Origin of the sequence: Halomarina pelagica (genome assembly GCF_024228315.1) — an archaeon.
Lineage (GTDB): Archaea > Halobacteriota > Halobacteria > Halobacteriales > Haloarculaceae > Halomarina > Halomarina pelagica.
The window spans coordinates 2,985,894-2,999,299 of the sequence record NZ_CP100454.1; the positions used below are offsets into that span (position 1 = coordinate 2,985,894).

The 13,406-nt window shown below is 68.2% G+C and carries 13 protein-coding genes and 1 pseudogene; 6 read left to right on the top strand and 8 right to left on the bottom strand.

What is annotated here, in order from left to right; genetic code table 11:
- Window positions 1–23: 23 nt before the first annotated feature.
- Window positions 24–908: a phosphoribosyltransferase HisG-related protein gene (locus NKI68_RS15505; protein WP_254544011.1), complete on the top strand. Its 885-nt coding sequence runs from the start codon at window positions 24–26 to the stop codon at window positions 906–908.
- A gap of 49 nt (window positions 909–957) precedes the next feature.
- Here NKI68_RS15505 and NKI68_RS15510 read toward each other — a convergent pair whose 3' ends face one another.
- Window positions 958–1,824 (bottom strand): 3-hydroxyacyl-CoA dehydrogenase family protein, encoded by an 867-nt coding sequence (locus NKI68_RS15510; protein ID WP_254544012.1) that lies wholly within the window; start codon window positions 1,822–1,824, stop codon window positions 958–960.
- A gap of 672 nt (window positions 1,825–2,496) precedes the next feature.
- Between NKI68_RS15510 and NKI68_RS15515 the strand changes: the two genes are divergently transcribed.
- Window positions 2,497–3,525 (top strand): DUF7282 domain-containing protein, encoded by a 1,029-nt coding sequence (locus tag NKI68_RS15515; protein ID WP_254544013.1) that lies wholly within the window; start codon window positions 2,497–2,499, stop codon window positions 3,523–3,525.
- 402 nt (window positions 3,526–3,927) lie between these two features.
- Entirely contained in the window at window positions 3,928–4,149 is a 222-nt protein-coding gene (locus tag NKI68_RS15520; protein WP_254544014.1) for a hypothetical protein, read from the top strand.
- A 269-nt stretch (window positions 4,150–4,418) separates the two neighbouring features.
- Here NKI68_RS15520 and NKI68_RS15525 read toward each other — a convergent pair whose 3' ends face one another.
- Both NKI68_RS15525 and NKI68_RS15530 read right to left on the bottom strand, forming a co-directional pair.
- Complete coding sequence (locus NKI68_RS15525) at window positions 4,419–5,453, bottom strand: tyrosine-type recombinase/integrase (RefSeq protein ID WP_254544015.1); 1,035 nt, start codon at window positions 5,451–5,453, stop codon at window positions 4,419–4,421.
- A 206-nt stretch (window positions 5,454–5,659) separates the two neighbouring features.
- Window positions 5,660–6,043: pseudogene (locus NKI68_RS15530) on the bottom strand (DUF5805 domain-containing protein); the annotation flags it as partial.
- Between the two features lie 361 nt (window positions 6,044–6,404).
- Here NKI68_RS15530 and NKI68_RS15535 point away from each other — a divergent pair.
- Complete coding sequence (locus NKI68_RS15535; protein WP_254544016.1) at window positions 6,405–7,124, top strand: DUF2270 domain-containing protein; 720 nt, start codon at window positions 6,405–6,407, stop codon at window positions 7,122–7,124.
- A gap of 542 nt (window positions 7,125–7,666) precedes the next feature.
- Here NKI68_RS15535 and kynU read toward each other — a convergent pair.
- On the bottom strand, window positions 7,667–8,941 hold the full coding sequence (gene kynU, locus NKI68_RS15540; protein WP_254544017.1) for a kynureninase: 1,275 nt from the start codon (window positions 8,939–8,941) through the stop codon (window positions 7,667–7,669).
- An 88-nt stretch (window positions 8,942–9,029) separates the two neighbouring features.
- On the opposite strand from kynU, the gene lipP1 reads away from it, so the two are divergent.
- Window positions 9,030–9,977, top strand: coding sequence for a LipP1 family hormone-sensitive lipase (lipP1, locus tag NKI68_RS15545; RefSeq protein WP_254544018.1), 948 nt, complete (start codon window positions 9,030–9,032; stop codon window positions 9,975–9,977).
- A gap of 4 nt (window positions 9,978–9,981) precedes the next feature.
- Here lipP1 and NKI68_RS15550 read toward each other — a convergent pair whose 3' ends face one another.
- Window positions 9,982–10,569 carry a thymidine kinase gene (locus tag NKI68_RS15550; RefSeq protein ID WP_254544019.1) on the bottom strand — a complete coding sequence of 196 codons (588 nt, stop codon included), beginning with the start codon at window positions 10,567–10,569 and terminating at the stop codon, window positions 9,982–9,984.
- Window positions 10,570–10,652: 83 nt separating this feature from the next.
- On the bottom strand, window positions 10,653–10,883 hold the full coding sequence (locus NKI68_RS15555) for a hypothetical protein (protein ID WP_254544020.1): 231 nt from the start codon (window positions 10,881–10,883) through the stop codon (window positions 10,653–10,655).
- Window positions 10,884–11,345: 462 nt separating this feature from the next.
- Here NKI68_RS15555 and NKI68_RS15560 point away from each other — a divergent pair, with 462 nt between their 5' ends.
- Window positions 11,346–11,567: a hypothetical protein gene (locus tag NKI68_RS15560; RefSeq protein WP_254544021.1), complete on the top strand. Its 222-nt coding sequence runs from the start codon at window positions 11,346–11,348 to the stop codon at window positions 11,565–11,567.
- Window positions 11,568–11,801: 234 nt separating this feature from the next.
- Here NKI68_RS15560 and NKI68_RS15565 read toward each other — a convergent pair whose 3' ends face one another.
- Window positions 11,802–12,770 carry an AIR synthase family protein gene (locus NKI68_RS15565; protein ID WP_254544022.1) on the bottom strand — a complete coding sequence of 323 codons (969 nt, stop codon included), beginning with the start codon at window positions 12,768–12,770 and terminating at the stop codon, window positions 11,802–11,804.
- 90 nt (window positions 12,771–12,860) lie between these two features.
- A complete protein-coding gene (locus tag NKI68_RS15570; RefSeq protein ID WP_254544023.1) occupies window positions 12,861–13,397 on the bottom strand; it encodes a hypothetical protein in 537 nt (178 codons plus the stop codon).
- Window positions 13,398–13,406: the final 9 nt, after the last annotated feature.

A 13,406-nucleotide genomic window follows, 5' to 3' on the forward strand; every position in this document is an offset into this window, starting at 1 on the left:
CTCCGCGGCGTGAGCGTCCGACAATGGCAACCATCAGCGTCGCCGTTCCGCGGAAGGGGCGGCCGCTCGAGGCGGTCCTCGAACGCCTCGCCGCCCGGACCGGCGCGCGAGGGGTGGCCGACGACGTCGTCTCGACGCTCCGGTACGAGAAGGCACTCACGAAGGGCACGCAGACGACCGACGCGCCGGTCTACGACCGACTCGCCGCCTACAGCGACCGCGACGATCCGTACGCCCCGGAGTACACGCTGCTCCGCGACGCGCGCGCGGGCTTCCCGCGGCGCGTCGTCTTCGACTCGCTCACGATCCCGGCGGGCGATCACGACCTCCTGCTGGTCGGCCGCGAGGAGCCGTTCCGCTCGCTCCGCAAGCACGAGTTCGCCCTCGGGTTCGACAGCGCCGATCTCGTGCTGGAGGAAGTGGTCACGCTCGACGCCGACCCGCTCGCGGACATCGAGGCGGTCAACGGTCGGATCGACCCGCGGGACACCGACGTTCGCGTCGTCGGCGGACTCGGAGACACCGTCTACCACACGCTCCTCGCGACGCCCGTCGTAGGCGACGGCGACCTCGACCGTTCGTTCGTCGAGGGGTACGCCGGCCCGCTGTGCGTCTCGCCGCGCTACGAGCGCCTGGTCGAGGCGGTCCTCGGGACGCGCGCGACCGAGGACGTCGAGTTCTGCTACCCCGCGGAGTCGGAGACCGAGGAGGAGGCCATCTCGGACGCGGGGCTCGGCGTGTACGTCACCGTCACCGGGTCGACCGCGCGCGACCACGGCCTCGTCCTCGGCGAGCGGCTCTTCCCGAGCGAGACGGTCCTCCTCGAGAACCGGCGCGAACTCACGTCGGCGGAGGCCGGCGTGAAGGAGCTGTTCTCGTCGGCGGAGACCGAACTCACCGTTCGGTGACCGCCGATGGCCGGACGCGGCGGGACCGTCGCGTCCCGCGACCGCTCGATCACTCCGGCGCGAGCGGTTCGTCGCCGTCCCATCGGTAGAACCCCTCGCCCGCCTTCTTCCCCAGCTTCCCCGCGCGGACCTTCCTGCGGAGGAGGGCCGGGGGGCGGAAGCGCTCGCCCAGTTCCTCGCGGAGGTACTCGAGGACGTGCAGGCGCACGTCAAGCCCCACGCGGTCGGTGAGTTCGAGCGGCCCGACCGGGTGGTTGTAGCCCTCCCGCATCGCCCGGTCGATGGCGGCGGGGGAGGCGACGCCCCCCTCGACCATCCGGATGGCCTCCGCGCCGAGCGCGACGCCGAGCCGCGAGGTCGCGAACCCCGGGAAGTCCTCGACGACGACCGTCCGCTTCCCCACCTCGTCGAGGGTGGTGACCGCCCACTCGCGCGTCTCGTCGCTCGTCCGCTCGGCGACGATCACCTCGACGAGGTCCATCAGGTGCGGCGGGTTGAAGAAGTGCAGGCCGACGAAGCGTTCGGGCCGCGAGACGGCGCTCGCGAGTTCGGTCACGGAGAGCGACGAGGTGTTCGTCGCGAGGACGGCGTCGGTCGGCGCGTGTTCGTTCACCTCGGCGAACACGGACCGCTTGAGGTCCATCTCCTCGGGGATCGCCTCGACGACGAGGTCGGCGTCGCGGACGGCCGCCGCGAGGTCGGTCGTCCCCGTCATCCGAGCGAGCGTCTCGTCCCGGCGGTCGGGCGCGACCTTCCCCAGTTCGACGCCCTTCTCGAGGTTCTCTCGCACCTGGTCGAGTCCCGCCTCGACGAGTTCCGCGTCGACGTCCCGGACGACGACGTCGTGACCCGCCATCGCGAACACCTGTCCGATCCCGTGGCCCATGCTCCCGGCACCCAGTACTGCGACGTGCATACGCCCCCTGACGCGCGGGGGAACAAAGGTGTACGTCGTCCGTGCCTCCGGGTTCCCCGCGACGGAGGGCAGTGGGCGTCCGGGACGCGGTCGACGGAGCGTGAAGCGTTATCGGACGACTCCCCGCCCGACGTTCGGACACGCGGTGAACGGTACCGACGTCGGACACGGACCTATCTCACCCGCCGCGTTCGAGCCGTCCACGGCGACGCGCTCTCCCCGGCCGCGAACGCGACGGCCGCGTTCGGCCCGTTCATCCCGGAGCAGACCAGCGACGGGTTCGACCCCGGCGACTCGGTCGGGTCGGACGCCGATCGAGGGTGAGCCCGGCGCGAAACGTTCACGTAACGGGGGCTGTCCCCCCGTCGGTCGCGACCCGACCGCTGTAAGCTCACCTTCGAGAGAAGCTCCCAACGATGACGACGATGACCTGATGACCGAGAACCGCCGCAGGCAGTCGACTTCCCGGCGATCTGCGCCCTCCCTCGATACGCTCGACGGTAGCCCGGTTCATACCCGCCGTCCGGCTCCCGTCGAGACGAGCGGTGATCCGGACGACGTTCCGCTCCGATCGCGTCGCGTACGTTCCGATTTCTACGCGTCATATCGACTATATTACAATAAGTACTCCGGTCGATGATCGGGTGTGCCACAGCGCACAGACGACCACACATGAGTGACGACAATCGAGGCACGCAGACGGAGCAGGGAGAATCGTACGTTGAAGCAGTCCGCGAGCAGCTCACGTCCCGCCGGAGCTTTCTGGCGGGGTCGGCGGCCGCCGCGGGAGCGGTCGGTCTCGGGGGGGTGGGCGTCGTCGGTGCACACGGCGACGAGCGGAAGAAGGACGATCACGCGAAGAAAGCGATGAAGGACGGGAAGGCCGACGACGGATCGCGTCCGTTCGCGGGCGTCGAGTTCACCAACCAGTTCTCGGGCGGTCGGTCGGTCGTCGTCGACGAAGTGGTCCTCTCTGCGGGCGGCTTCGTCGCCATCCACGACCTCAGCCTCCTGGACGGGAAGGTACTCGAGAGCGTCGTCGGGGTCACGGAGTTTCTCGAGGCGGGCGAGCACCACGAGGTGCGTGCGACGCTGTTCGACGTGAAGGGCGCGGACTTCGAGACGGACCGACTCGAGGCGAGCCAGCCGCTCATCGCGATGCCTCACCTCGACACGAACGGTACCGAGACCTACGACTTCGTCGCCACCGGCGGGAAGCAGGACGGACCGTACCTCGAAGCCGGACAGGCGGTCGTCGATCTCGGGTTCGTCACCGTCGGGGAGGACGGGGCGGACGACTGCGACGGGAGCACGGCGTTCGCGACGATCGACTTCGAGAACCAGGTTTCGGACGGGCGATCGATCGTCGTCGACGAGGTGGTCCTCTCTGAAGGCGGCTTCGTCGCCATCCACGACCGAACGCTCCTGGAGGGGAACGTGATCGGAAGCGTGATCGGGGTCTCCGCGTTCCTCCCGCCGGGCGTACACTACGACGTGCCGGTGACGCTGTTCGAGGTGAAGGGTGCGGACTTCGAGACGGATCGGCTGACGAAGACCCAGCCGCTCATCCCGATGCCCCACCTCGACACGAACGACACCGAGACCTACGACTTCGTCACCACGGAGGGGAAGGAAGACGGCCCGTACGTGAAGGCGGGCAACGCGGTGGTCGACCTGGGGATCGTGACCGTCGACGAGTGACGGTCGCGACCCCGGCCGAATTCGACCTCGCCAGTCGAACTGCACGAACCGCACTCCGTACATCTATCGATCGTTTTCGGCTAATTGACCACTGATGAGAGAACGAGGAGGGCACCACTCACAGTCCGGATGAAGCCGCGTTGGAATGCGGAATATGAGGACGAGTGGCGCAAGTCGCCAGAGGGTTGTAGGCATTCAAGTTACATCGTAACGGGTCAGTGAACGATGAAGAGAAGACACTGTGTAAGTCTCCTCGTTTCGGCAGTAACCGGATGTTCCGCGTTACAGTCAGATCGTACGGATTTCTCCGGAATCAAACGCAACTGCGACTGGGAATCCGGTGAGTCGAGGATCTCAGCTACTTGCGAAATGTTTTCCGGGACTAGCGTTCGGAAGGTCCTTTTGAACGATGGTGGTGACGTTTCGATCGATTGTAAGGCTAAGCTGGATCAGGGAACTATCGAGTTCACCCTGTGGACGCCGACCGAGGAAGTGCTGTGGGAGCAAACGGGCCGCAGTTTCGAGGCGATCCAGCGGGTATCGATCGAACGGAGCGGCACGTATCGATTCGTGATTCAGGGTGCCGAGGCAGTTGGTCAATTCGAACTGTCGTGGACAACGTGACGGAAGTGATTGCTAGATGCGGTACCCGTTCACAGATCGAGTACCTTCCCCACCTGCATCTCCCCTCGAATCGGATCACGTCTGGCGGTTTCTCGCTCGAACAGCACCTCCCGGGATCTCGCCAGTAGCACTCATCAGCACTCCACCCTTCGACGTTCTGAACCGGATGACTAGCCACATTTCATATCGCGAGATAGGGTTTATTCGACGCGCACCCGACGCGGAATTCGGTTGCTACGCGGGCGACAGATGGTGGGGTCGGGGGCACGTCACGTCAGCGTGTAGATGTTCGCCTCGTAGACCCCGCGGACGCGGTCGCCCCAGTTGTGGGTGTAGGTGTCGATGACGTCCGTCGCCACGTCCCCCCGGAGGTACTTGACGATCCCGCGGTCGCCGGTGCGATCCCGCAGGTGGGTCGTGAAGAAGTGCCGGAAGTAGTGCGGCGTCACGTTCTCGCTAGCGCCCCCGCCGGTCCGGTACCATCCCCGGGCCTCCGCGTGGCGCTTTACGGTCGCCCGAACCCGAGGCGGAGTGAGGCGCTCGCCCCAGTCCTCGCGGGTGCTGACGAACAGCGGTTCGGCGGGTGAGCGGGCGTCGGGGCGGATCGCGAGCCAGCGAACGAGCGCCTCCGCGAGTTCCGAATCGACCGGTACGACGGTCGCCCGTTTGCGCTTGTTCGAGGCGGACCGTTCCTCGCCGTTGACGACGGTTCCCCGCGCGGGATCGCTCGCGACGAAGAGCGAGTTCGGCCGGCCGTCGAGCTGCGGACGCGGGGCGACCGAGTACGCCGCTCGGACCGCCGGCTCGTCGAGGTGAACGTCGCGGAGGTCGAGGTTACAGGCTTCGCCGACCCGCATTCCCGTCTTCAGTAGCGTCAGGACGACCGCCCGTTCGAGCGGGTGGGTGACGCTCGCGACGAACTCGCGCATCGCCGGAACGCCGATCTCGCGGCGCTCGGGGTCGGTGTCGATCGACTCGTCCATCTCGGAGGTCACGAGCGCCATCGGGTTTGCGTCGAACGCGCCCGTCTGGGCCATGTACGCGTAGAACCGGTGGACGTACGTCGCGTAGGTGGCGACGGTGCTCGGGGCGTGCTTCCCCCGGAGCGAGTGAACCCAGGCGAGACACTCCCGCTGTCCGGCACTCGCGGGCGTCTCTCCGTCGGCGGCGACGAACGCTTCGAACTGCCGTAGGACTCGCTCGTAGGCCGACCGGGTCCGCTCCGAACGCCCGTGATAGGTCATGTCCTGCAAAAAGTACTCCACGGGGTCTGCGTCCTTCCCGACAGTGTGGTCTCGGCTCATCGCCCGTCGTACCCCTTCCCGCTCCGACGGTCAGACGTGGGTGTCGTCCCCGAGCGCGAGCGCGATGGACGGCGATCGCGGGGCCCGCGATCGGTCCCGTCCTCGCTTCGTCGCCGGCCGCGATCCCGGCGCTGACGTCGAACCCGATCCTCGCCCGATACGTCAGTTCCTGACGAGCGGGCGTCGCGTTCCAGTGACGCCCGCTCGTCCGCGTCCGACTCGACGAGGGCGTATCCGCCGTGTCGACCGCTGTATCGAACGCGTCCCTCGCGCTGAAGCGTCTCGAGGGCATCGTCGAGACGGCCCTCGACGTTGCCCGCGAGGTGAGCGAGGAGATCGTCCCACGAGAGATACTCCTCCCGTCGAAGAAGTTCGAGGAGCGTGGTTTCGAGGCCCTCACTCCGGGGGGTAACGTCTCCCTCAGGGCCTTCCGCCGGATCGAGATCGAACCCCCGCCTCCCGGCCTGCACCATCGTCCTCACGAATTCGCTCTGGCTCATGTCGAGGGCGTCGGCGTGATCTACCCACTCCTCCTTCTGGTAGCGCGGCACGTACGTCTTCACCGCCGTACGATCATCGTCATCGGTCACGACCTGTCTATTCCCGTGAGAGACAATCAGTGTTGTCCTACGCTACTCGATAATGGCCCTTATCCTGCTCAAGTTCACTATCAATCTCGGAAAAATAGTACTCTACTACTGGATATTAGTGAATACGTGGGGCCACGTACGGAGATATCCTATCCTCACGGACGACCCTCGCCTTCGGTTCGGCGGGATGCCGTCGTTCCGTTCTCTGTGTCGCGCTCGAGGTGGGTACGTTCCTGACTGTTATTCGTATTCCTCCTCGGGCCGGTCCGTTCCTGATTGGGGTAGCGATTCGCGTCGTCCGTCGGGACGGTGCGTCGGGGGTGAACGCGACGTTATCGTGCGTCACTCGCTATCCTTTCCTATGGTCGACGAATCCACGGACTCCTCGGACTTCGATCCCAGGGAACACGACGCCCGGGAGGTCGCGAGCGAAACCGCGGACGATCCCGAGCGGTTCCTCTCGTTGATGCCTCACTACTATCGGGGGGAGGTCTCGAACATGAAGTCGCTCATGGACCGGATGGACCTCACCGTCGACTGGGCGATCGCCGTCCTCGTCGCGTTGCTCGCCCTGTCCTTCGAGAGTCCGGATCGGCCGCCGCACCTCCTGCTCATCGGCATGGGCGCGATGACGATGTTCCTCCTGTTCGACGTGCGACGCTACCGGACGTTCGACGCGACGCGGTCGCGGGTCCGCATGATCGAGGAGAACCTGTTCGCCAACGCGTTCGACCCGAGGGGAGCGGAGCGCGCCGAGTGGCGAGGAGAGATGAGCGACGACCTCAGAGCGCCCACGTTGAAGGTAACGACGCGCGAGGCGGTCGCGCGCAGGCTCCGCCGCGTCTACCTGCCGCTGCTCACGGTCCTCCTGATCGCGTGGGCGTACCGAATCACGGTCTTCGTGTCGGGGGAGACGTGGACCGAGACCGCTGCCGTACCGGGGGTACCGGGGACCGTCGTCACGGCCGGCGTCGTACTGTACTACGTCGTCCTCGTGGCGATCGCCTACTGGCCGAAACGGCGCGAGGCGATGGGTGAGTTCCACGATGAACGACCGGGCGAGTGGAAGCGACCGGGGTGACGCGGCGCGGCGTGACCGATGAGTCTCTCCTAATCCCCGGTGTTCTTGCCGACCTCCCCGGTGTACCCTCGACGTTTCCGCGCTCTTGCGAACGACCACGCCGACACGTACACCACATATCGCTATATCAACTTGCACGGGGGCCGGTGGTGTCGGACGGTTCCGGGCCCCGTCGATCGTCTCTGTCTGATAGTTCCCCCGGTCGAACGTCCACGACCGGTGGTCATCGACGGTATCTACGCGGCCCTTCGGTTCCGTAGTCTCCACCGCCGATGCTCCGTGAAGCGGGTAGCTATCGCTCGCAGACGAGCGCGTAGTGATGCGGAGGGAGGTCCACCAGGCGTGCGTCGCCGAACGGTGCGGCGGAGAGTCGGCCCTCCGTTTCCTCGGGGGTCAGCCGGAGGTCTTCTGGCGGACCGCGGGGGGTCCCGGCGACGGACGTCTCTCGCTTCGGGCGGTCGTGCCAGTATTACGAGCGATTGAACGCTCCGGAGGGAGGTCCCGGCGGTCGACGCGCCGCCGTCGGCGATCCCGCGGCGCGGTCAGGTCACGCCGTCGCGTGGTTCGAAGCGCTCGTACTCGCGCTCGTCGAGGACCGCCCTGACGTGCGCGACGGCGTCGACCACGTCCTCGAAGCCGACGTACAGCGGGGCCGGACAGAGCCGGACGACGTTCGGCGGTCGGTAGTCCACGATCACGTCGCGCGCGCCGAGCGCCCGGCTGATGCGGTCCGCCTCGTCGTGTTCGAGGGCGACGTGTCCGCCGCGCCGGGCCGGGTCCCGCGGCGTTCCCACCTCGCACTCGGGGAGGTGCTCGTCGGCGAGGTCGACGAGCAGCGTCGTGAGGGCGACGGACTTCTCGCGGATCGCCTCGATACCCGCCTCCTCTACGACGTCGAGCGCCCCTTCGAGCGGCGCGGCGCTGAGCATCGGGACGGTCCCGATCTGCCACGCGCCGGCGCTGCGCTCGGGGGTGTAGGTGAGTTCCATGTCGAACTGCGTCGCCTTCTCGTGACCCCACCACCCCGCCAGCGCGGGCGTCATGCCGAAGTGCTCGCGATCGACGTACAGTCCCGCGATCGCGCCCGGCCCGGCGTTGAGATACTTGTAGCTACACCAGACGGCGAAGTCGACGTCCCATTCGGAGAGGTGGTGCGGGACGACGCCGACGGAGTGCGCGAGATCGAACCCCGCGACGATCCCCCGGTCGTGGGCCTCCCGCGCGATGCGCTCCACGTCGAGCAGTTGGCCGCTGCGGTAGAGCACCGACGGCAGGAAGACGATCCCCACGTCGTGTTCGTCCATCGCGGCGACGACGTCGTCCTCCTCGACGGTGCGCCCGTCGCGGCTCTCCACGGCGATCAGCCCCTCGTCGGGATCGACCCCGCGCGCGCGCAGCTGGGCGCGGACGGCGTAGTGGTCGGTCGGGAAGTCGAGTTCGTCGACGAGGACGGCGGGCGTCCCCTCCAGCGCGTCGTAGAACGTCCCGACGAGGGTGTGGACGTTGACCGTCGTGGAGTTGGCCGCGACCACCTCCTCGGCGTCCGCCCCCACGACCGGCGCGAGGCGGTCGCCGAGGCGCTCCGCGTACTCGAACCACGGCGGATCGGCGTCGGTCCACCCGCGGATGCCCAGGTCGCGCCACTCGTCGACCACGCGGGAGAGCGTCCGCTCGGCGTCCGTCGAGAGCGGACCGAGGGAGTTACCGTCCATGTAGAGTTCGCCGTCGGGGACGGCGAACCGCTCGCGCAGGCCCGCGAGGGGGTCCGCCGCGTCGCGCCGTCGCGCGTCGTCCCGTTCGGCGTCGAGGGCTCCCATACCACCGCTGTGCCCCCGAGGGGGTTGTGCGTTCCCGTTTCGTCTTCCATCTCGGAGCGTTCATGTCACGGCCGCCCCCGGGTCGACCATGCGCGCGGAACGACCCGACCCGCAGGTCGAGGCGGTCGTCGAGGCGATCGAGAGCGAGGGGATCCCCGAGTGGAACGCGATGAGCGTGGCGTGCGCCCGCCGCGTCGAGGACGAGGTGTTCTCCCCGACGGATTCGCAGGTTCCGGAACTCGCTCTCGTCCGCGACCTCGCGATCCCGGGGCCCGGCGGCGACCTCCCCATCCGCGTCTACCGATCGACCCTCGACGCCCCCGCCCCCGTCGTCGTCTACTTCCATGGGGGCGGCTGGGTGCTCGGCACGCTGGACTCCGTCGACGGGATCTGCCGCGAGATCGCCGCGCACACCGGCTGCGTCGTGGCGAGCGTCGGCTACCGCCTCGCGCCGGAACACCCCTTCCCAGCGGCCGTGGACGACGCCTACGCCGCCGTCGAGTGGGTCGCACGGAACGCGCCCGCGGTCGGGGGCGATCCGGACCGCGTCGCGGTCGCGGGGACGAGCGCCGGGGGGAATCTCGCCGCGGTGACGGCACTGCGCGCACGAGAGGAGCCGATCGACGGGCTGACGCTCGCGGGCCAGCTCCTCCTCTACCCGATCACCGACCGCGCGTTCGACACCCGTTCCTACGAGGAGAACGCAGAGGGGTACCTGCTCACTCGCGCCGACGTGCGCTGGTTCTGGGACCTGTACCTCCGGAGTTCGGTCGACGCGCACAGCCCCTTCGCCGCGCCGCTGCGAGCGCCCGACCTCTCCGGCCTCCCGCCCGCGACCGTCGTCACCGCCGGGTTCGATCCGCTACGCGACGAGGGGGTGGCGTACGCTCGACGGTTGGAGGAGAGCGGGGTGGACGTCGCCCACGAGCACTACCCGGGTATGATCCACGGGTTTCTCAGCGTGACCGACGAGGTGGACGTCGCGAGGGAAGCGATGGAGACGGTCGCGGGGCAGGTGCGCGCGTGGTTCGAGTAGTCGTTCAGTTTCGACGGACTGCGTGACAGTTCCGACACCGCGCTTCGTAGCGCTCCTCCGCGCCGACGAGGATGGTCGGGTCGTCGGCGTGGGCGGGTTCGCCGTCGATGAGCCGCTGGTTGCGCGAGGCGGGTTCGCCGCAGACCGAGCAGATGGCCTGTAGCTTGTCGACGTACTCGGCGACGGCGACGAGTTGCGGGACGGGTTCGAACGGCTCGCCGCGGAAGGTCTGATCGGTGCCGGAGACGACGACGCGACGGCCGTCCGCCGCGAGGTGCTCGCAGACGTCGACGAGGTGCGTCGAGAAGAAGTTCGCCTCGTCGACCGCGACGACGCGCTCGCCGTTGAGGCGGTCTACGAGCCCCCAGACGCCCTCGCCCTCGCTCTCGACCACGGTCGCCTCCCAGTGGTGGCCGTCGTGGGAGCCCACCGTCGTCTCACCGAAGCGGTCGTCGAGCGCGGGGGTGAAGACGGCGACCTCCTGGCCGGCGATCTCCGCCCGGCGGAGGCGACGGAGGAGTTCCTCCGTCTTCCCGGAGAACATACAGCCGGTGATGACCTCGATCCACCCGCTGTTCGTGATCGCGTGCATATCGGCTGGGCAGGGCGCGCTCACAAAGCCGTTTACACTCGCCACTCGTGACGGTGTCTTCTCCGAGAAAGCGACAGACCGCGTCAGTCCGCGCCGCCGGTGAGGTCCGCGACGAAGGGAACGATCTCCTCGGTGTCGCGCGTTCGGTCACTGGCGTACGTGGTGTCGACCGGGCGGGACGCGATGCGTCTGGCGGGTCGCCCGCGCGGGGGTCGCGACCGGCGGCCGCCGTCGGTGCGGGCGGGCGCGATCTCGCGGGGCAACTCGGGAACGAGCGGCGCGTCGTCCTGGTCCGTGTAGTGGGTGTCGGTCATGGTGATCTGCGATGCGGCCGGGGATCCGGCGGCACCTGTTGCGTCTGCGATCGCCTATTCTTCACGATTTATAATAAAGGTTGTCCACGTCGTCGTTCTTGCCGGAGACGGGCTATCGTCGGCGTTCGCGACTATATCATGATTTATAATAGTTTTTTCGAGGTGGCGCGGTTCTCGCTCCGTGGGTGGCCATGTCCGGGTGACGGGTATGTACGCCGTCGACTGCCGCTGCGATCGAGGGACACGCGCGCAGATCGGCCCCGTTCCGATCTTAGGCATCTAAGAAAATGAGGTGGTTTCCATCCCCTCCGACTCTCGTCCGACTCGTAAACTCTACTTCGCGATACGAATACGCGGGATCCGGAGGTAGCGTCACGAACGATCGCGATCCGAGCGGACGTCCGGATCGCTCCCTCCACGTAGCGACAGAAGCGTTATACCGACTGTCTGATGAGCTAACGTATGGGAAACAACCCCGTCGAGGATAATTTCGTCACGCGGTTTCTCCTCGGTCTCGCGGTGATCTTCGCGATGATGATCGGCGGAGGAGCGATCGGTGGGGCCTTCCTCTCGCTCGGTGTTCCATACGGGGATTGGCTGGGGGTCGCGGTCGGATCGGTCCTCGTGTTCGTCGCGTTCGTCGTCCTGTACCGGCGCTACGACGCCTCCTACGACACCGAGTAGCGGGCGAAGAAGTGTACGGCCTCGACCCGCTGGACCGACGCCGAATCGTCTCGCGCCGACCGACCGCCGAGTCGCGGCGCTCCCTTCGTCCCTCGTTTTCGTCCGCGACTCGGCCGTCGCGGAGCTGTGGTCCTCCCCCACTCGCCGGTATCGTACCGGTAGATCGTACCGAAAGGGGGGCCACTTGATCGATCACCCGGACGTGTGTCTGACTCCGGAGTAATTCGACGGCGCTCACTCCCAGAGCCGGTAGAGGTCGTCCCGCGGTGCCTCCCGGATCGTCTCGCCGTCGAGCGTCACGCCCGGCGCGTCGGACGCGCGGACCTCGCCGATCGCCGCCCCCGCGACGCCGCGCTCCCGGATCGCGTCGAGGGCGTCGTCGACGTCGTCGGCCGGGACCGTCGCCACGAGCGCCCCGGACCCGAACACCCGGAGGGGGTCCACGCCCATCGCCGCGCACACCTCGGCCGTCTCCGGGCGCACGGGGATCGCCTCGCGCTCGACGTCCACGGCGACTCCCGAGGCGAGCGCGAGTTCGACCAGTCCCGTCAGGACGCCGCCCTCCGTCGGGTCGTGCATCGCGGTGGCGAGCGGCGCGAGCGCGGTCGCCTCCGGGACGACGCTCACCTCGTCGGCGAACACCCGCGCCGCGTCGAGCGTCGCGCGGTCGACGGCCTCGCCGAGTTCCGCCCCGAAGTCGGCGGCGAGGACGGCGGTCCCCTCGATACCCGCGGCCTTCGTCAGGAGGACCGCGTCCCCCGGTTGGGCACCGCCGGTCGGGACGTACCGGTCGGTCACGCCCATGCAGGTGAGCGAGAGCACGGGGTGATCGACGCCGGGGGCGTGTTCCGCGTGTCCCCCGACGACGCTCACCTCGAGCGCCGCCGCCGCGTCGTCCACCGCCGCGGTGATGGCGTCGAGCGTCTCCGGGTCCGCGTCGGGGAGGAGACAGACGTTCGTCAGCCAGCGCGGGCGCGCGCCGGAGGCGGCCACGTCGTTGCAGGCGACGTGCACGCCGAGCGTCCCGATCCCGTCGCCCGCGAAGGTGATCGGGTCCGAGTTCACGACGAGCGTCGTCTCGCCGAGGTCGATGGCGGCGGTGTCCTCGCCGTAGGCGGGCCCCTGCAGTACCGCGGGGTCGTCAGCGCCGGTTCGCCCGAGCACGAGGCGGGCGAGCGCGTCGGCGTCCAGTTTTCCGACCATGACGGGTCGTCGGGTCGTCGGTCACCTACCGGTTTCCATCCCGGCGTGAACCGGCGGGACGAACCGGCGGGATCGACGGCGGATCGCCAATCAGCCGTCGAGGGGCCGCTCGTCGCCGCGGACGCTGTCGACGAGGACGTCGCCGCCCTCGCGCTCGGCGAGCCAGAACAGCTTGTACGCGTCGGCGTGGCGCGCGAACGCGATCTCCGGCGGATCGAGTGGCGAGTACTTCCTGAGCGTCCACTTGAACACCGCCTCGCGCGCTCGCTCGCGCGCCTGCTCGTCGGTGAGCCCCGTCGGGAGGACGAGCGCGTCCTCGACCGCGCGCGCCTCGACCGTCGGGAACACGTCCGCGCGGAGCGCCAGCCGTCGCACCCGATCGACGCTCACCACGTAGCTCGCGACCCGCTCGCCGAGGACGGGCCGGTCCATGCTCGACTCGGCGTCGTACACCCGGTAGGGGTAGGCGACGCACCCGACGCGACCCGTCGACTCGACGTCCTCGCGGGCCACCGCGGGCGGGATGACGTCGAGATCGACGACCTCGTGGCGGGTTCCGGACGCTCCCGTCGCGTCCACCGCTCCCGTCGCGTCCGCCGTCTCACCAGCCCTCGCGCGGTCGTTCATCGTCGCGTC